The 18,596-nt window shown below is 53.5% G+C and carries 21 protein-coding genes and 1 other RNA gene; 10 read left to right on the top strand and 12 right to left on the bottom strand.

The features are described 5' to 3' along the window. Positions 1–110 precede the first annotated feature (110 nt). Positions 111–614: a YbaY family lipoprotein gene (locus U0026_RS17250; RefSeq protein WP_062773843.1), complete on the top strand. Its 504-nt coding sequence runs from the start codon at positions 111–113 to the stop codon at positions 612–614. A 55-nt stretch (positions 615–669) separates the two neighbouring features. On the opposite strand, the gene U0026_RS17245 is transcribed toward U0026_RS17250, so the two are convergent. Further along, positions 670–981 (bottom strand): MGMT family protein, encoded by a 312-nt coding sequence (locus U0026_RS17245; protein ID WP_062773842.1) that lies wholly within the window; start codon positions 979–981, stop codon positions 670–672. Between the two features lie 165 nt (positions 982–1,146). Between U0026_RS17245 and ffs the strand changes: the two genes are divergently transcribed. The 3 genes from ffs (at position 1,147) to U0026_RS17230 (ending at position 2,008) form a co-directional block, all read left to right on the top strand. Continuing rightward, positions 1,147–1,243: signal recognition particle sRNA small type (gene ffs, locus U0026_RS17240), an RNA gene on the top strand. Positions 1,244–1,547: 304 nt separating this feature from the next. Beyond that, positions 1,548–1,796: a hypothetical protein gene (locus tag U0026_RS17235; protein WP_062773841.1), complete on the top strand. Its 249-nt coding sequence runs from the start codon at positions 1,548–1,550 to the stop codon at positions 1,794–1,796. Continuing rightward, a complete protein-coding gene (locus tag U0026_RS17230; protein WP_062773840.1) occupies positions 1,793–2,008 on the top strand; it encodes a hypothetical protein in 216 nt (71 codons plus the stop codon). Before U0026_RS17235 ends, U0026_RS17230 begins: the two co-directional genes overlap by 4 nt. A gap of 87 nt (positions 2,009–2,095) precedes the next feature. Here U0026_RS17230 and yczR read toward each other — a convergent pair whose 3' ends face one another. After that, positions 2,096–3,520, bottom strand: coding sequence for a MocR-like transcription factor YczR (yczR, locus tag U0026_RS17225; protein ID WP_062773838.1), 1,425 nt, complete (start codon positions 3,518–3,520; stop codon positions 2,096–2,098). Between the two features lie 89 nt (positions 3,521–3,609). On the opposite strand from yczR, the gene yczE reads away from it, so the two are divergent. The 3 genes from yczE (at position 3,610) to U0026_RS17210 (ending at position 8,560) form a co-directional block, all read left to right on the top strand. Next, positions 3,610–4,224, top strand: coding sequence for a membrane protein YczE (gene yczE / locus U0026_RS17220; protein WP_062773837.1), 615 nt, complete (start codon positions 3,610–3,612; stop codon positions 4,222–4,224). Positions 4,225–4,300: 76 nt separating this feature from the next. Further along, a complete protein-coding gene (locus U0026_RS17215; RefSeq protein ID WP_062773835.1) occupies positions 4,301–5,380 on the top strand; it encodes a LacI family DNA-binding transcriptional regulator in 1,080 nt (359 codons plus the stop codon). Between the two features lie 93 nt (positions 5,381–5,473). Further along, on the top strand, positions 5,474–8,560 hold the full coding sequence (locus U0026_RS17210) for a beta-galactosidase (protein WP_062773834.1): 3,087 nt from the start codon (positions 5,474–5,476) through the stop codon (positions 8,558–8,560). A 60-nt stretch (positions 8,561–8,620) separates the two neighbouring features. Here U0026_RS17210 and U0026_RS17205 read toward each other — a convergent pair whose 3' ends face one another. The 5 genes from U0026_RS17205 to U0026_RS17185 all read right to left on the bottom strand — a co-directional run bounded on the left by U0026_RS17205 (position 8,621) and on the right by U0026_RS17185 (position 13,558). Further along, positions 8,621–10,153 (bottom strand): EAL domain-containing protein, encoded by a 1,533-nt coding sequence (locus U0026_RS17205; RefSeq protein WP_062773832.1) that lies wholly within the window; start codon positions 10,151–10,153, stop codon positions 8,621–8,623. A gap of 96 nt (positions 10,154–10,249) precedes the next feature. Further along, positions 10,250–10,909, bottom strand: a complete 660-nt coding sequence (locus U0026_RS17200) for a methionine ABC transporter permease (RefSeq protein WP_164717445.1) — start codon at positions 10,907–10,909, stop codon at positions 10,250–10,252. Beyond that, on the bottom strand, positions 10,906–11,697 hold the full coding sequence (locus U0026_RS17195; RefSeq protein ID WP_073971100.1) for a methionine ABC transporter ATP-binding protein: 792 nt from the start codon (positions 11,695–11,697) through the stop codon (positions 10,906–10,908). Before U0026_RS17195 ends, U0026_RS17200 begins: the two co-directional genes overlap by 4 nt. Then, entirely contained in the window at positions 11,694–12,500 is an 807-nt protein-coding gene (locus U0026_RS17190; protein WP_062773829.1) for a MetQ/NlpA family ABC transporter substrate-binding protein, read from the bottom strand. Before U0026_RS17190 ends, U0026_RS17195 begins: the two co-directional genes overlap by 4 nt. Positions 12,501–12,526: 26 nt before the next feature. Next, complete coding sequence (locus U0026_RS17185; RefSeq protein WP_062773828.1) at positions 12,527–13,558, bottom strand: isopenicillin N synthase family dioxygenase; 1,032 nt, start codon at positions 13,556–13,558, stop codon at positions 12,527–12,529. 282 nt (positions 13,559–13,840) lie between these two features. Here U0026_RS17185 and U0026_RS17180 point away from each other — a divergent pair, with 282 nt between their 5' ends. After that, positions 13,841–14,104 carry a type B 50S ribosomal protein L31 gene (locus tag U0026_RS17180; RefSeq protein ID WP_052283831.1) on the top strand — a complete coding sequence of 88 codons (264 nt, stop codon included), beginning with the start codon at positions 13,841–13,843 and terminating at the stop codon, positions 14,102–14,104. After that, positions 14,104–14,244 (top strand): type B 50S ribosomal protein L36, encoded by a 141-nt coding sequence (gene ykgO, locus U0026_RS17175; protein ID WP_003859006.1) that lies wholly within the window; start codon positions 14,104–14,106, stop codon positions 14,242–14,244. Before U0026_RS17180 ends, ykgO begins: the two co-directional genes overlap by 1 nt. On the opposite strand, the gene U0026_RS17170 is transcribed toward ykgO, so the two are convergent. Then, the gene (locus U0026_RS17170) at positions 14,241–14,951 is read right to left on the bottom strand and encodes a GNAT family N-acetyltransferase (RefSeq protein ID WP_062773826.1); all 711 of its coding nucleotides are present in this window, start codon (positions 14,949–14,951) and stop codon (positions 14,241–14,243) included. The two genes, ykgO and U0026_RS17170, sit on opposite strands and share 4 nt — an antisense overlap. Before the next feature lie 102 nt (positions 14,952–15,053). On the opposite strand from U0026_RS17170, the gene pdxR reads away from it, so the two are divergent. Continuing rightward, positions 15,054–16,499, top strand: coding sequence for a MocR-like pyridoxine biosynthesis transcription factor PdxR (gene pdxR / locus U0026_RS17165; protein WP_062773825.1), 1,446 nt, complete (start codon positions 15,054–15,056; stop codon positions 16,497–16,499). On the opposite strand, the gene U0026_RS17160 is transcribed toward pdxR, so the two are convergent. The 4 genes from U0026_RS17160 to tomB form a co-directional block, all read right to left on the bottom strand. Further along, complete coding sequence (locus tag U0026_RS17160; RefSeq protein WP_062774064.1) at positions 16,474–16,944, bottom strand: YlaC family protein; 471 nt, start codon at positions 16,942–16,944, stop codon at positions 16,474–16,476. The genes pdxR and U0026_RS17160 overlap by 26 nt on opposite strands. 103 nt (positions 16,945–17,047) lie before the next feature. Beyond that, positions 17,048–17,602 (bottom strand): maltose O-acetyltransferase, encoded by a 555-nt coding sequence (maa, locus tag U0026_RS17155; RefSeq protein WP_062773823.1) that lies wholly within the window; start codon positions 17,600–17,602, stop codon positions 17,048–17,050. 140 nt (positions 17,603–17,742) lie between these two features. Then, entirely contained in the window at positions 17,743–17,961 is a 219-nt protein-coding gene (locus U0026_RS17150; protein ID WP_062773821.1) for an HHA domain-containing protein, read from the bottom strand. Positions 17,962–17,986: 25 nt separating this feature from the next. Continuing rightward, on the bottom strand, positions 17,987–18,361 hold the full coding sequence (tomB, locus tag U0026_RS17145; protein ID WP_062773820.1) for an Hha toxicity modulator TomB: 375 nt from the start codon (positions 18,359–18,361) through the stop codon (positions 17,987–17,989). Positions 18,362–18,596: the final 235 nt, after the last annotated feature.

Raw genomic sequence — 18,596 nt, 5'->3', positions numbered from 1 at the left:
CAGGAATAAATGTAAAATATGTGCCACACTTAAGCGGTTAAGTTTGTTAAGGCGTTGTCACTCAATTGAGAAAATGGCCTTAATTTGAGTGAGCAAAAAGGAGAATGCTAATGAAACTTGTGCCGATCTTAAGCGGTTTGGCGGTTGCACTTGCCCTCGCGGGCTGTTCGCAGACGCACCAGCAAAATCACACCCCAGAAGCCGTTCAGGCCATCGCTGGCCCGAGCGTAACCGGTAATGTCTTGATCCGCCAGAAAGTGGCATTGCCACCGAATGCGGTGTTAACGGTAACCTTGTCCGATGCTTCGCTTGCCGACGCGCCATCGAAAGTGCTGGCGCAGAAAGTTGCCCGTACCGACGGGAAACAGGCACCATTTAGCTTTGTGCTGCCATTCAATCCAGCGGATATTCAGCCGAATGCCCGTATCCTGCTGAGTGCAGCTATCACGGTTGATGGTAAGCTGCTGTTTATTACTGACACCATCCAGGAAGTCGTCAACCGTAACGGAACGAAGGCCGATTTGATTTTGGTTCCGGTACAGCAAACGGCGGTTCCGGTTCAGGATACCTCCACGGTACCGGTTAAGGACACTGCTCCAGTGCAGATCCCTTAATCAACGAATGCCCTCCTTGCGAGGGCATTTTTTTCAACACATCTCGCCAGAATCTTTAATACCGCCAGCGATACTTCTGCATATCAATTTGCCCACTTCCCGATACCTGTACGCCATCGGCCAGCAGCGCCTGACGTTGTCGCTGGAGATCCGGCCCGGTCAGTGAAATGGCGCCATGACGATTCACCACCCGAAACCACGGTAGTGTAGAACCTTCCGGCAGGCGCCTTAGCACACCCCCGACCTGCCGCGCAGCGCGGGGTGACCCTGCGAGCCTTGCAACGTCACCGTAGGTGGTGACGTAACCTGGTGGGATGGCGGCGACAATTTGCCATACGCGATGGGGGAATGAGTCTACTGCATCCATTGTTCTATTCCTGAAGGAAGAACCCTCAGCATAATCAGCTAAATGCCTGCTGTGAAGAGGTGATTGCGCAAGAATCCAGCAGGTGAAAGCTGATAGCTTGCAATTGCCGGGCACAGCAGTGATAATGCGCCTGCGCGTTGGGAACAACGCTCTCAATGGGGGCTCTGTTGGTTCTCCCGCAACGCTACTCTGTTCACCAGGTCAGATCCGGAAGGAAGCAGCCAGGGCAGATGACGCGTGTGCCGGGATGTAGCTGGCAGGGCCCCCACCCAATTCAGCCCTCCCTGAAGTCATTCGAAAAAATCTCACTCTTCCCCATACTATATTCATGGTTAATTTCTGCTTTACGCTTTTTCTTATGCCATTAAATTTCATGCGCCTGTAATAATACTGTCATATACATGTCATAAATTGTATTTAGATTAATATTGGGTATTTATCTTGTTCATCTTGTTATAAATATATTTGTGGAATGTATTGTTGGTTTGATGTATTAGTTATTACCGAAAAATACAAAAAAACCATTTTATCCGCGCCGATGCGCGTTGTGACAGGAAGAGGTCAACATGACAGTCGCAGTGCTCAATGTAAAAATTGATGAAACCGTAAAAGAAAGTCTTCGCCACTATGCCGAAGAGAATAGCCTGACATTAAGTGCCGCGACCCAAAAGCTCCTGTTGCTTGCTTTCGAGAACCAGGAACAGGCGGGTGTATGTGAAGATGACATCGATAGCCAACATACGGAAGAAGATGTTTCGCCATTTACATCTAAAGAAATCAAAGCATTACGGAAAATCCTGAAGAAGAAAAAATGAAACAGCAACCCTCAATAGCGTGTAATTACAGTGAAGCCTGCAATCTGTTACGTTCAGGCTATGTTAAACATGTTCTTCTGGACTGGGATGTGGGCAGCGATGAGTTCTTTCGTATTGCCTCTGACTGGTGCGATACCGGCGCAAAGATTAAAAAAGAGGGAGAATCGTTTGTCATTTCCCTGAAAGGATTCCCGATTCCTCCGCAGCATTAATATATTATTTTGTGCTGGGTTTTCACTAAATAATATAATAATACAAGGCTAGTTCTGTTTGAGGATTCATTTTTCCTCGGCGCGTTATTATATAATTTTCCGTATTCTATTTGCGCCATGCTGGCCTGCTAACATTGCCCATATTGGCTGTAATGTGGTGAAGGCACGCTTAAGCGTTTCGTCATCAAGCGTAAAAGGTATGCGCAGGTTTCTTTCCCCGCCACCCGCCAGGCCAAAACGCGTGCCGACGCCAAGATGGATGCCACTGCTTTCCGCGCGTGCGGCAAAGCGGGTGGCCATCATTTCGGGTAACTCCACCCAGAACGACAATCCTCCCTCCGGTAAGACAAATTTCCATTGTGGAAAATACTCACGCATCAGTTCCGCACACATATCCCGTCGCGCTGTCAGCAGCCTTCTTCGTTCAGGGAGCAGCGTTTTTTCGTTGTCCAATAGCCAGCAGGTGGCGAGTTGTTCCAGCAGCGGCGAGCCTAAATCCAGGGTATCGCGAGTTTGGATCAGTGCAGCGATGGTTTGAGACGATGCCCGCAGCCATCCCAGTCGCAGACCACCCCAAAAACTTTTCCCGGTTGAGCCGACGGTGATAATTGGTGCATCTGTATTAAATGCCGCCAGCGGCGGCGGGGGTGGGGCGTTGTACCATAAATCAACCATGGTTTCGTCGACGACCAATGCGGTACAGGTGCGTGCAGAAAGGTCGGCGACAATTTGTCGGGTCGCTGCATCCATACACTGTCCGGTTGGGTTTTGAAAATCGGGCATCAGATACGCCAGACGTGGTGCCGTTTGGGCGATGATAGCCGCCAGCCCGTCTGTATCCCAGCCGTTGTGCGGCAGGGGAAGGGCGACCGGTCGGCATGACGCGCCTTCAATCGCGGCGATGGCAAGCGGGTAGGTGGGGGTTTCTACCACCACACGATCGCCCGGCCCGGTGAGGTAACGCAGGATTAATGCCAGTCCGCTTAGTGCGCCGTTAACCAACATAATTTCATCAGCGGTGGTGGGCAATCCACGTGCGCAATAGCGACGAGCAATGGCTTCGCGTAATTCCGGTAGACCCTGCTGGTCGTAGCCGGTATGGCTGAGATAGCCCGGCAGCGCCCCGAGAGCATGGCTGTATGCTTGATGTATTTCTGCTCCCGCGGCAAGTGCGGCGGTGGAGAGGTCGAGCGTCGGCGAGGTCGGCAGACGCGATGAACGCTGGGCACTTTCACCCGCGAGCGTGACCGTCGACCCGCTACCCTGACGGCTCTGCACATATCCCTCATCACGCAGCTGCGCCAGTGCGCTAGCAATAGTGGTGCGGCTTACGCCCAGCGCGCTGGCGAACTCGCGCTCGCCAGGCAGACGGGTTCCTAGCGGCAGTCGCCCATCGAGAATCAATAACTGCAGCGCATCCGTCAGCTGTCGCCACAGCGGTGTGGATGATGGAGTTTCCTGCCAGTGACCCAGCAGGCGGACTAAAGATTGCGTGGTGGAACGTCGTAACATATCAGCAGTCCACTTTTTAAAAACTGGTCATTAATCATAATGCCATTTTTGGTGATGATGAAGCTCTAAACCGACAGGCAGAGGTGCCAATGCTACGCCGACTGATTCAGCTTTATTTTGGGTTAATGCTTTATGGGGTGTCGACCGCCGTTTACGTCCGCGCCAACCTGGGCGCTGACCCGTGGAACGTATTTCATCTTGGGGTCGCCGGATTGACCTCCGTGAATTTGGGCGTGGTGATGATCCTCACCGGTGCCGCCGTGTTGCTGCTGTGGATCCCGCTGCGTCAGCGTCCGGGGCTTGGCACTATCAGTAATGTGATTGTGTTGGGGCTGGCCGCAGATGCGACGCTAGCGCTCATGCCGCCGCTGGAATCGTTATGGCTACGCGGGCTGATGCTGGGGCTGGCGGTGATTCTTAACGCACTGGCGACCGGTATGTATATTGGCGCGGGCTTTGGCGCCGGGCCGCGCGATGGGCTGATGACCGGTATTCATACGCGTACCGGCTGGTCTGTTCGCTGGATCCGCATGGCTATTGAGCTGTCGGTGTTAGTGATTGGTACGCTACTGGGCGGTACGTTCGGTATCGGTACCGTAATTTATGCGCTGGCGATTGGGCCGCTCATACAGATTTGTCTACCGTGGTTCCAGTTACCGCGTGTGGCTCAGCGCCGCCCGATAAAAGCTGAGCGGCCAATCTGATTTTGCGAAGCGCTCACAGCACAAATTAATTTTTCAGGTTACACTGCTGCTATCACGCCGGTTTATCTGAGTCAGTATGAAAACAATTACGCTTTATGATGTAGCCCGTGTTGCCGGGGTTTCCTATCAGACTGTGTCGCGGGTCATCAATCAGGCCGCGCATGTCTCTGAACGTACGCGAGAAAAAGTGCAGGCCGCGATGCGGGAACTGAACTACGTGCCTAATCGCGGCGCGCAACAGCTGGCCGGCAAGGCGACGCGTACGCTAGGGTTATTGACCACCGATCTGGCGCTTCACGCTCCCTCGCAAATTGCCTCTGCCGTGAAGCGACGCGCGGGAGAAGTGGGGTTGTCGGTATTGATTTCGATGGTAGAAAACAACGACCGCGATGCCTGTTTTACGGCTTTACAGGAACTTTTGTCCCAACGTGTGGAAGGTCTACTGATCAACGTGCCGCTGGAGCGCGAGGTGGCAGAAGCGCTGGCTGCGGCTTCACCTGTGCCCGTGCTGTTTCTTGATGTGGGCAATGATGCGCAGGTGAATAGCCTAGTGTTTGACGCAGACCAGGGCGCTGACTTGGGCGTTGAACATCTGCTGGCGTTAGGGCATCAGCGGATTGCACTCTTGGCTGGCCCGCAAAGCTCAGTCTCTGCGCGGGCGCGACTCGCTGGCTGGCAGCGTGCGCTGCAACAGGCGGGAATTGAGTCCGGTGCAGTGGCGTATGGTGACTGGAGCGCGGCATCGGGATATGAAAAAGCGCATCACCTGCTCAATACCAAACCGTATCCGCAAGCCGTGCTGGTGGCAAACGACCAGATGGCGCTGGGCGTACTACGTGCCTGTGCGGAAAAAGGTATTCGGGTGCCGGGACAATTATCGGTTATCGGCTATGACGATACCACCGACAGCGCCTGGTTCTCGCCGCCGCTGACCACCGTGCGTCAGCAGTTTAAAGAGGCCGGGCGCCTAAGCGTTGACTGGCTGATTAATAAGACTTCGCAGGCCACAGAGCTTCAACAAGTTCGTCTGAATGTCGAACTTGTTGTGCGTCACTCAACGGCGGCCAGCGCACCGGAGGTATTGCCGGATGATTGTCTGGCGCAGTGCTTGCAGGAGCTGGCGGCGAGGGTAGCAAGACGATCGAACGATTTGTGATCTAACTCGCTTCCTGCTGATCCGATCCTTTACCAAACTGCGCGATCCGGGCACTCTCATAAGAAATTGTGAGCGCTTCGCAATGAGGTAATTATGACGTCGTCTTCCGCTTTACCCCTCTCTGCTTTACTGGCACGCCGTGATTGGGAAAATCCACAGTTGAGCCAGTGGCACCGTTTGCCTGCCCATGCGCCGTTTCACAGCTGGCGCACGCCAGAAGACGCATTGTGGGATAACGTCAGCACCGCCCGCCGCTCGCTGAACGGCAATTGGCAATTTAGCTTTTTCAACGCGCCAGAAGCGGTGCCAGAGAGCTGGGTAGAACAGGATCTTAGCGATACGGTGGTGATGCCGGTACCGTCTAACTGGCAGATGCAGGGCTTCGATACGCCGATTTATACTAACGTCACTTATCCTATTGCGGTAACGCCGCCGTGGGTGCCGATCGATAACCCAACCGGCTGCTATTCACGCACATTCCATGTCAAAGCTGACTGGCTGGCACAAGGCCAGACGCGGATTATTTTCGACGGTGTTAACTCGGCATTTCACCTGTGGTGCAACGGAAAATGGGTCGGTTATTCACAAGACAGCAGATTGCCCGCCGAATTTGATCTTAGCGGCGTAGTGCAGGCCGGGGAGAACCGGCTGGCGGTGATGGTGCTGCGCTGGTGCGATGGCAGCTATCTTGAAGATCAGGATATGTGGCGGATGAGCGGCATTTATCGCGACGTCACGCTACTGCACAAAACGGCTACCCGTATTGCCGATTATCAGGTCACGCCACGACTGTATGACCGATTCACCCACGGCGAGCTGGACATTCAGGTCACCCTGGAGGGGGAGGATTTTGCGGCAGCGGAAGTGGAGGCCACGCTATGGCACGGCGAAAAGCAAGTGGCGAGCGGTCGTCAAACGCCGGGTGACAATATCGTTGATGAACGCGGCGGTTGGGCTGAACGCGTTAACCTGACGCTGTCGCTGGCGCAGCCGGCCTTATGGAGTGCGGAAGCGCCAAATCTCTACCGTCTGGTGCTGACTCTGCGTGATGCGAATGGGCAACAACTGGAATCGGAAGCTTGCGACGTGGGTTTCCGTCAGGTGGAAATCAGTAACGGCCTGCTCAAGCTGAATGGTCAGCCGCTGCTGATTCGCGGTGTGAACCGTCATGAGCATCACCCGGAATATGGGCAGGCGGTGGATGAAGCGACTATGCGCCGCGATATTGAACTGATGAAACAGCATAATTTCAATGCGGTGCGCTGCTCCCATTATCCTAATCATCCGCTGTGGTATCGCCTGTGTGACCAGTACGGTTTGTACGTGGTGGACGAGGCAAACATTGAAACCCATGGCATGGTGCCGATGAGCCGTCTCGCAGACGATCCGCGCTGGCTACCTGCGATGAGTGAACGTGTGACCCGTATGGTCGCGCGTGACCGCAATCATCCTTCCATTATCATCTGGTCTTTAGGCAATGAGTCGGGCCACGGCGCAAACCATGATGCGCTGTATCGCTGGCTAAAAACGGCCGATCCTTCGCGTCCGGTACAGTATGAGGGCGGCGGAGCCAATACGGCGGCGACCGATATTATCTGTCCGATGTATTCCCGCGTGGATACCGATCAGCCGCATCCGACAGTAACGAAATGGGGCATCAAAAAGTGGATTGGCCTGCCGGATGAGACGCGTCCGCTGATCTTATGTGAATACGCCCATGCGATGGGCAATAGCTTCGGCGGCTTTGCTAAATACTGGCAGGCGTTCCGTGAAAATCCGCGCTTGCAGGGCGGATTTGTCTGGGACTGGGTCGATCAGGCGCTGTGTAAAACCGATGACAGCGGCATCACCTTCTGGGCCTATGGCGGCGATTTTGGTGATACGCCAAACGACCGCCAGTTTTGTATGAACGGACTGGTGTTCCCGGATAGAACCCCACATCCGGCGCTCTTTGAGGCCCAGCGGGCGCAGCAGTTCTTCACCTTTAAGCAAGTGGAACCCACGCCGTTCACGGTCGATATCACCAGTGATTACCTGTTCCGTCACACCGATAACGAGCGGCTGCGCTGGTCGGTTAACGTCGCGGGCAAAACCATTGCCGATGGCGATATCGCGCTGAATATTGCACCGCAGTCGACCCAACGGGTGACGCTGCCATTCAGCGAATTTGCTGCGCTACATGGCGAGTGCTGGTTAAACCTCGAAGTTTATCAGCCACAGGCGACAGACTGGTCTGCGGCCAATCATATATGCGCCTGGGAGCAGTGGCCGCTGCCGTCAGCATTGTCACTGCCCGTACCGCAGGGTGAAGGTGAAGCACCGCAACTGTGCGTTGAGGCCCAGGCATTCGAGATTCACCATGGCAACCAGCGCTGGCAGTTTAGCCGTGAGTCTGGTGATTTGGCGCAGTGGTGGCGCGACGGGCAACCGAGCTTGTTGTCACCGCTGAGTGATAATTTCACTCGTGCACCGTTGGATAACGACATTGGTGTAAGCGAAGTCACACGCATTGACCCGAATGCATGGGTGGAACGTTGGAAAGCGGCGGGGATGTACGCGATGATGCCACGATTGCTGCTGTGCCGAGCGTTTGAATATGACCGTGGCGTTGAAGTGGAAACGCAGCATAGCTGGGAATATCAGGGCAAGGTGTTGTTTATCAGCCATAAACTCTGGCTTATCGATACACATGGCGTGCTGCACGGTGATATCGATGTGCAGGTCGCTGACGATATCCCGCATCCGGCGCGTATTGGTTTGCATTGTCAGTTGGCGGCGGTGGAAGAACAGGTCAGTTGGCTGGGATTAGGCCCACATGAAAACTATCCTGATCGTCGGCTAGCGGCGCGCCAGGGGCGCTGGACATTGCCGCTGGCGGCGCTGCATACGCCGTATATCTTCCCGACGGAAAACGGCCTGCGCGGCGAAACGCGCCAGCTTGATTACGGTGTGCACGGCTGGCAGGGTAATTTCCACTTCGGCTTGAGTCGCTACAGCCAGCGTCAGCTACACGAGGTCACGCATCATCACCTGCTGCGGGAAGAGCCGGGATGCTGGCTGAACCTTGATGCCTTCCATATGGGCGTCGGCGGAGATGATTCCTGGAGCCCTAGCGTACTGCCGGAGTATTTACTGCCGCAACGGCGGTTGCGCTATACGTTTAGCTGGCAGCAACGCTAATTCAATCGCATGGCATCAGTGCGAAGCGCTGATGCCATGTCCACGCAGGTTATTCTCAGCTCAGAGAATAAAAGCCTCTTTCGGTAAGGCTTTACTGTAGAGCCAGCCCTGCCCAAACTGTACGCCATGTTCGCGTAACCATTTCTCCTGACAGGGCGTTTCAATGCCCTCCGCCACAATATTCAGTTGCAACGTTTTTGCCATCTCAATGATATACGGCGTTACCTGCGCGTATTCCAGTGCATCGACGAAAGATTTGTCGAGTTTTAAGGTATCGACTTCAAGGTCTTGCAGGTAGCGCAGGCTGGAGTAGCCGGTTCCAAAATCATCGATATAGACAGGGTGCCCATTACGGCGATAGGCGGCAATCGCGGGCAGGGTGGTCTTCGAATCCGCAAAGCCGCGTTCAGTGAGCTCCAGCGCAATTTGTTGTGGCTTAATGTTCCACGTTCTCAACTGTTGATGCAGTAAGGTTCGTAGTACCACAGAGTGGAAGTCAGCTACTGACAGATTAATGGAGACATGGAAATCAGGGTGGAGATGCAACCATTTACCGAGGTCATGGAATACCGATTTGACCACATTCTCGGTCAGGTGGGTTATGAGGCCAGTTTGCTCGGCAAGCGGAATGAAAATATCGGGAGAGAGATAGCTGCCATCGGGCTGCTTCCAGCGGGCCAGCGCTTCACAGCCAACGACCTTTCCATCCTGTAGCGACACAATTGGCTGATAGTTAACGGTTATTTCGGCGTTATTCAGCGCATCCAGCATCCTCTGATGTGGCGATTGTAGACGACGCAGGACGCGAATAATCAGCCAACTCGCCAGCAGGCTAAACAGCATACCCGCGGGCATCCAGATGAGAAGCTGATGATGTAATCGTTCGGACAACGGCAGGGTGGAAGACCAGGTCAAAATTGTCAGTTGTAGATCAGGGTATTGACGCACCGTGTAAACCACGTTGTTTTCGGTCAGCGTGGTGAGATTGTTTTTGTGGATACGCTCCCAGACTTTTGGATCCAACTCGTCGCTACTGGCAAACACACGGTTATTGTGGGCGCTGATGAGCGCAATCTGCGTGGTGTTATTGGTAAAGGGGATCACGTCAATAAACGATATGGGATCGATGATCACCATATGGTGTTCTGAGGCGAAAGCGGCCATATAGCGTTTAACGCCAAGATCGTTTTGTTCGGTATACCACGCGCGATAGCCTGCGGGCGTCACGCGGTCAGGCTGGGGGAAGGTAAAGGTTTTGCCGTTATTTTCCAGCGACGAGCATTTGGTCGTGAGTCCATCGATATAAAGCACTTCCTGAATATAGCGCCAGGAGTAAGAAAGGCGACGCATCTCCTGCTGGTGAATCCTGGTACACCCCGGAGCTGTTAGCGTATCCATCTGTTTTAGCGCGCTTTTGACCTGATCCATCACCTGCCCGGTACGAATCAGCACCCGTGAGGCATAAGTCTCCTGCTCGTCAATAAACTGCCTATGGGCTTCACGCTGGGCAAGCCAGATACTTAAGAGGATAGGCAGGAGGATGGCCAGGATAAGCACGCCGGTTATCAGACCGACCAAATGTCGTGTTGTCACTGCCAGTCCTTATCCTGGGGTAATTCTGACAAGTATACCTGACAACCCGTGTGCTGATGACGGGAAATCATTGACCGTTGTCAGAATTTCCCCCACTTAGCGGCGATGCGCCAGTGCCCGGACTAAGCGATCACCACCCATCTGTACGCCTTGCACCATCAGTACCAGGATGACCACCGTACCCACCATTATCTGATCGTTAAATCGCTGATAGCCATAGCGAATCGCCAGATCGCCCAGTCCGCCGCCGCCGATAACGCCCGCCATTGAGGAGAAGCCAATCAACATGACCACCGTCAGTGTCGTGGCCGCGAATAACGCGGGGAGCGCCTCCGGTAACAGCGCTTTGCTGATAACGTGCCATGCGTTACCACCCATCGACAGGACGGCTTCGATGCGCCCGTAATCCACCTCATCCAGCGCGCTTTCGGTCAGGCGGGCAAAGAACGGGAATGCGCCAATGGTAATCGGTACAATTGCCGCCGTGCTGCCCAACGTGGTGCCGACCAGCAGTCGGGTGAAAGGGATAAGCGCAATCAGCAGCACGATAAACGGCAGTGAACGTCCGGTATTGATGATGGTACCCAGCACAGCGTTGAGCCGTGGCATCGGCACCAGCCCTTGGCGGCGAGAAATAAACAACAGCACGCCGAGCGGTAAGCCGATTAAGACGGTAAACAGTGCGGCCAGGCCAACCATGTAGAGTGTATCCAGCGTCCCTTCAGCCAGCAGTGGCCATAAATCTTCCCAGCTCATGCGACTATGCATAGGTGTCTCCCATCCAGACCGTGGCGTGCCAGGAAACGGCGTTCTTCATCGCCGTCGCCCAGTAAAATATCCCGCAAACGTGACCAGGGTGAGGCCAGCAGGTCGGCGATTTTTCCGCTCTCCTGAAGTTCACCCGCTTCTAAAAGCGCCGCGTGATCGCAGAGGGTTTTCACCACCTCCAGTTGATGGGTAATTAGCACGATAGTCAGCCCTAACTGGCGGTTGATGGTTTCCAGCAGCGCCAGTACGCTGGCCGTAGTTTCACTGTCCAGCGCGCTGGTGGCCTCATCGCATAGCAGGACATCCGGGTTTGCTGCTAGCGCCCGCGCAATGCCGACACGCTGTTTTTGTCCGCCGGAAAGTTGGGAGGGGAAGGCGTGCGCCTTATCACTCAGCCCGACCAGAGCCAGCAGTTCGGCGACGCGTTGTTGTCGCTGGGCTTTCGCGACGCCAGCGATTTCCAGCGGGACCGCGACGTTGTCGGCCACGCTACGGGCGTGCAGCAGATTGAAGTGCTGAAAAATCATACCGGTGCGCAGACGATGAGCGCGGAGCTGCGCTTTGTCGTACTGCACAATATCGTCACCGTTGAACAGAATGCGGCCCGCACTGGGCCGCTCCAGTAAGTTCAGGCAGCGGATAAGCGTGCTTTTCCCCGCGCCACTGCGCCCCAGTATTCCGTAAATCGCCCCTTTCGGGACGGTGAACGAAACGTCGTTGAGTGCCGGTTGGCCGCTTCCGGCATACTGCTTGCTCAGCCCTTCAATGACGATCATGATTTTGGCGCGCTAACCGGGATCACTGAACCGTTGTAGTGCTGACGAATAAATTCAGCCACCTGCGGGGAGGTTAGATCTTTTGCCAGTTCTTTAATTCGTGGGTCATTCGCCAGCTGTGGAGTCGTGACAAGGATATTGGCATACGGATTGTTGGTGGCACTCTCCAGCCCTAGCGCATCTTTTGAAGGGGTCAACCCGGCTTCCAGCGCGTAGTTACCGTTGATAACACCAAGGTCTACATCGTCCAGCGAGCGCGGGATTTGTGGCGATTCGACTTCGAGGATCTTTAACTTATGCGGGTTTTCTGCGATATCTTTTGGCGTCGCGAGCGTGGTGGCCGGGTCGGTGAATTTATCCGCCAGTTTAATCAGCCCGTGACTTTGTAGCAGAAATAGCGCGCGGCTGAGATTGGTCGTGTTATTGGGCACTGCCACCGTAGCCCCTTCCGGCAGGGATTTCAGATCTTTATGTTTGCGCGAGTAAATCCCCAGCGGTTCAATGTGTACGGTAGCAGCGACGGCAAAGGTTTTGCCCAGCGCTTTTTCCTGATCTTTTAAATACGGCACGTGCTGGAAGTAGTTGGCGTCAACATCGCCATTCGCCAGCAGCTCGTTGGCGTTGACGCCGCTGGTCAGCTCAATGATTTTCAGGTCGAGTTTCGGATCCTGTTTTTTAATAAAGTTGAGGATCTCGGCGTGCGGTACCGGGTCGGCGGCAATACGCAGCGGCTCGGCTGATGCGTTAAAGGCCAGAGAAAGAGACAGTGCAATCCCTGCCAGTTTAAAGGCGGCATGTTTCATGGTGTGATTCCTTATTCGTGTTGTTGTCAGGCGATGAGTTGTTCACTGCGCGCGCGCAGTACGTCACGGTAGTAGCGTTCCGCCACGTCCGGGTGGGAACGTAGACGGCCTTTCAGGTAGTTCCAGCCAACATCCCGTAGTAGCGGGTTTTGCGGGTCGCTTTGCGGGCCGGTGGCCTCGCTGGCGAGCGTCTCCGGTAGCGCGTAAATAGGTACGATGGCGTCCAGCTGTGCGCCGAGGAAGAAGGCTATCGACAGACGTTGTTGATGCGACGGCGGTGAAACAACGCGGTGGACGGTTGCCCGCAGATAGCCGTTGGTCGCCAGTTCCAGCAATTCGCCAATATTCACCACAAAGCTGCCGGGCAGCGGTTCGGCGTCGATCCACTGACCTTCGTTGACCTCCACCTGTAATCCTTTTTGTTCATCCTGTAACAGGAAGCTTAAAAAACCTGAGTCTTTATGCGCCCCAACGCCCTGTGTGCTGTTGTGCGTATCCTGCTGGCCGGGATAACGAATGAGCTTAATGTGCTCGTTGGGTTTTTCGCCGTATAGCGTGTCGAACGCTTGCGGCGGGAGCTGTAAGGCTTCGGCAAAAGCGCGTAGTAGCGTCATGGCCATATCGGTCATCGCTCGCTGCCATTGAATTAATACCGGGCGCAAGGTGGGTTGGGCATCAGGCCACAGATTTGGCCCCTGCAATTGCAGCCAACGAGGATCGTGTTCACGTAGGGAAATCGCCTGCCGTTCGGCGCCGATATCAAATTGTTCTCGCCAGTCTGGCTGTCCGCGCGTGAGCTCTGCGGCGCTGCGGTTGTAACCGCGAAAGTGTGGTGAGTGAATCATCGCCACCTGCTGTTTTTGTGCGTCGGACAGCGCGAAGAAACGGCGTGATTCCGATTGTACTGACTGCTGGAGAGCCTCATTGATGCCGTGATCGGTCAGATAAAAGAATCCGACGTCACGGGCTGCATGGCGAAGCTGCTCTAAAAATAGCGGGCGTTCAGAGGGCTGGTGATAGCGGGCCAGGCTTAATACGGGCAGGGAGGTAAGGCTCATCATGTTCTCCGTTTTGCAGATCTTTATTTTGATATTCCGGTGGTGCAAATGCGGGATGACAACAACAGCGCTGCATGGGATATCTCCGTTAGGTTGATAATCACAGCCTGCCTGATGACGAAACCTGGCTCCAATAACGTTATTTTCTAATTTATGTCGGCGTGGGGGTCTGAGCTTTTGCGAAAAATGACTATAGAGAAAACCTGACAACAGGAGGGTTGTAATGTGGGCAATGACGGCGTATCTTAATTGTTATGTTATAACATATTGATTGAGGTTCAGATGAAAGCGAATATCCATCCCCATTATCGTCCTGTGGTGTTTCACGATACCAGCGCGAATGAGTTCTTTACGGTGGGCTCCACCATCAAAACCGACCGGGAAATTGAGCTCGAAGGCGTGACATATCCTTATGTCACCATTGATGTTTCGTCCAAGTCGCATCCGTATTACACCGGGAAACAGCGCACCGCGTCGACGGAAGGTAGCGTGGCTCGTTTCACCCAGCGTTTTGGTCGTTTTGTCGATGTTAAAAGAGGTTCATGATGCAGGTACTTAACTCGCTGCGCAGCGCGAAACAAAGACACCCCGACTGTCAGATAGTGAAACGTAAAGGGCGTCTGTATGTTATCTGCAAATCCAATCCCCGCTTCAAGGCCGTGCAGGGGCGTAAGAAACGACGTTAAGCGTGAGCTTGACGAAATGTCTCCAGGGACTGGCGCTGCTTGCCGTCGGCGGTAAAATTGTCGGCGGCAAGCCATTTCTGGAAGGCGGTATCTAATGCCGGCCACTCACCGTCAATAATGGAGAACCAGTCGGTATCGCGGTTATGGCCTTTAATGACCAGCGCCTGGCGGAAACGGCCTTCAAATTGAAAACCTAATCGCTGTGCGGCATTACGTGACGGTTCGTTGAAGCTGTTGCACTTCCACTCATAGCGACGGTATCCCAGGGTTTCAAAAATATAATGCATCAGCAGCCACTGAGCTTCGGTAGAGGCTGGCGTGCGGCTAAGTAATGGGGAGAAATGCACATGCCCCACCTCCACAACACCATGATTAGGGTCAATACGCATCAGTGCCAATGAGCCGACCGGCAGGTTGGTACGCGTATCAATCACCGCAAACTGGATAGGATCCTGCAGCGTTTCTACGCTGGCAATCCATTCGCGATAAACCGCTAACGAACTCTCCGCTTCGCGCAGTAACCATGTCCATGCACGGGTATCCGTTGCCTGCTGGTGGGCGGCAAACAGCGCGTCAGCGTGCTTTAAGCTGAGCGGCTCCAGTCGGCAGTAACGGCCTTCCAGCGTAATCCGCTGTGGATGTGGGCGCGGTTGCCAGTCAGGTAGGGCATCGCCAATTAATTGACCAAATTGATTAAGCTGACTCATAACCTCTCCTTAGGAATTAACAAGACGTCGAGAGTAGCGTTTTTACTGGTTCCATAAAAAGTGCCACGAGACTATATTCTGATAGTGCCACCAGGAGAAGCCATGAATATTCCCGACGCCCCTTTTTTTGCCATGCTGGCCCGATCGCTGCAAACCCGGGGCGGATTAACGCTGCAACGCAGTTTGTATAGCGCTCTGCGAGAGGCGATTATGCACGGGCAGCTACAGGCCGAGTGCTGGCTTCCTGGCTCGCGAGTGATCGCTGAGCGGTTGCAGATCTCGCGAAACACGGTGAACGCTGCGATGGAGCAACTGGCGATGGAAGGATATTTATATCGCGATCGTCGCGGCTCACGCGTTGCCTCACTGCCGCAGGAATCCTGTGATTCACCGGCCGCCCCGGTATCGTTGCCCTCGCGTTTGCAGTCGTTACCGCAGGTTCTGCCTCGCGACACACCGCCGCTGCTGTTTGCACCGGGAACGCCAGCGATAAACTATTTCCCCCTGCCGCTGTGGCGGAGACTGCTCGATAGAGTGCTCCGTGAAGAGGGGAGCTCCCTGCTGGGCTACGGCGATGCGGCAGGAGAATGGCCGCTACGGGTGGCTATTGCGCGGCATCTGGCGTTATCACGCGGTATCGACTGTGATGCCCGGCAGATTGTGATCACGGAAGGGGCACTGGAAGGCGTCAATTTGTGTACCCATTTACTGAGCGAACCCGGGCAAACTGCCTGGGTTGAGGATCCGGGATATTTTGGGGCCAAAAGCGCATTCATCGCGGCGGGGCTCAGGCTGCAAGGTATTTCTGTCGATAATGAAGGTATGCAGTTGGCGACTGATTTAGCGCCACCCACGCTGATTTTTACCTCACCTTCACATCAGTATCCTACCGGTAGCGTGTTGAGCGCCGCCCGGCGGTTGGCGCTGTTAGACTATGCGCGTCAGCACGGTGTCTGGATTGTGGAAGATGACTATGACAGTGAGTTTCGCTTTAGCGGTGAACCCATTCCTGCCATGCGCGGGATGGCAGATAACGCTCCGGTGGTGTATCTCGGTACGTTCAGTAAGACACTTTTCCCCTCGCTACGTATTGGTTTTATGGTGTTGCCGTCCATGTTGGTTGAAGCAGCGCAACCCGTGATACGCGCGCTATTACGCGGTGGACATCGCGCCGAACAACGCGCGCTAGCGAACTTTATCGAAGAGGGGCATTATTCCCGGCATCTGGCGGCGATGCGTCGTTTGTACCGCAAGCGCCAAACGCAGTTGCAGGATGTGCTAAAGCAGGAACTGACCGTGCCGCATCGCTTGATGGCGGGAGAAGGCGGGTTACATCTGACGGTGGAAATCGAAGGGGTTGATGATGTTGAATGGGTGCGCCAGGCTCGACTGCATCAAATGGCACCCAGCGCGCTCAGCCCGTTTTATCTTGAGAAGCAGCAAGCGCGAAGCGGTCTGGTATTGGGCTATGGCAATACGTCCGCATCGCAGTTTTCAGCGGCAATACGGACGTTACAGCGGCTTATTGTACCGCTTCGACGCGGGTAAGACTGAATACGTCGTAAAATGACAGCTCGCCCTTAGTGGCGATCATTTTTTGCAGCCGTGTTTTCAATGAATGATCTACACGGTTGGATTCAAGGATTCGCTCTATCAGCTGCGGCGGCACAAAACGGGTGTTATACCATTCACCGTTGTAGCAAACGCGAAAATCGAGAACGTCGATATCTTCGTAACGATAGCGCGGATAAACGTCGAAAAAGAAAAAGCCGTTTAGCACCACAAACATTAACCACAGCAGCCAGACGGAATCAGCCAGCGTATCTGAGCGCATCATCACCACCAGGGTGGCAAAGAAGGCGAGATACATGGCGATAAAGAGGCCGGGATGATTGCGGATAAAACTGATACTAAAGCGCGGACGGTTGTCGCGCTTTTCAGTGGTATTCAATTCATCAATGGTTTGCGTGAGTAATCGCTGGATCTCTGACATCTTTTGCTCGGAAACGTAAGGCACAATAGCCTATTGTATGTTGCACTAATCCTTACTGAAAGTAACAGATCAGTTGCAAAAAAGCATAACAGTCAGCAATGCATCAGGGGACCATTTTGATGATGACCGCAGGATTACCCCCGACAACGGCGTTGGCTGGCACATCTTTTACCACCACGGCACCGGATGCAATGACCGCATTGTCACCAATCGTCACGCCGGGATTAATAATGGCTCTGCCACCAATCCAGACGTTGTGTCCAATCTTGACCGGTTTACCAAATTCGATACCGCTATTACGCTCAGTGGCGTTCAGCGGATGTGTGGCGGTGTAGATATGTACGCCCGGCGCTAGCATGCAATTATCACCGATATGAATCGGGCAGACATCCAGCATGACGCAGTCAAAATTGGCGTAGAAATTAGCACCAAGATAGATGTTGTAGCCGTAATCACAGCGAAAAGTCGGTTCGATATAGGCGTTGTCGCCCTGACCTAATAACTCTTTGAGCAGTTGTGCGCGTTCGGTTTTCTCATCCGGAGTCGTATGGTTATAGCGGTGGATGAGTTGTCTGGCGCGTATTCTGTCTGTTCTTAGCGTATCGTCTGCCGGGCTATAGGCCTCACCGGCGATCATCTTACGTTTTTCTTCACTCATGGGAGCCTCCCTATTGCTGGAAGCTATCACCATAGAAGGTTGTTCATTGATTGGGAACGTTCCCAATCTAACGCTGTGATAATAATCACAGATATTGACGAAGCAAGAGGGGGTAAGTGACGCACCTTAAGGGAAAAGACTTAACGAATAAATTTCCATACGGTTGGTGGAATTTTGTCGTAGAGTTTATTCATGGTCAATTCTGCCAGGCGATGATCGGCCGCTGAGTAAAATACAGCCAGTTCATTATCAGAGAGTTCATATTTATTTTTTTCAATGACACGCTCCAGCGTATCAATTGACTGACAGCGTCGCAGGCGCATCAAATAATCAGTTTTAGTTAGTGGTTTATCAGACATAATTCACCCATTGATTGTAATAGTTTTAACAAGAGAGGCTAACGGGGTTAGCACGGCTTGCGTTGACGAAACAGCGGAAAAGTTTGTTCCCTGACTTGCGCCATTTCTGAAGATCATCGCTATTAACGCCGTAGTTGCCGAATAGCATAAAAGTATCATCCAGATATTCATCAATCTGCGCAATCAGTTTATTATCTTCGCTGTACTTAATCTTATAATTAAGTGCAAACGTTGCAATATGTTCTATCAGCTCATTAAGCTGCAGATTGACTGCTGATGTCGGGTCATTGACCCAGCCATGGTTGCTCTCTTCCAGCGTGGCAAGACTATCATGATACAGGGTTTCACAAAGAAACTTAAGCTGTGCGATATCATGTCTTTTTGGTGAGTATTCGTCCATAACGCATCCCCCTGATAGTAATACAAAAGCGAATAACAAATACCGTTGTGGGATGGGTACTACTGATCAATCTGAAACATACAGGTGTTCCCGATCTGCTGTAACTATAATCTACTCTGGATAAGATTTCACCGAGCTATTACGAAAAATTACAATTAATCCTCAATAGGATAGTTTTTTATGTGAAGAAGAGAAAGTCTGTGACACCTCAAAGGCTAACACCTTGTTTGCGCGT

Source organism: Kluyvera intermedia, assembly GCF_034424175.1.
GTDB lineage: Bacteria > Pseudomonadota > Gammaproteobacteria > Enterobacterales > Enterobacteriaceae > Kluyvera > Kluyvera intermedia.
This window is presented reverse-complemented; position numbering and strand designations above follow the sequence as displayed.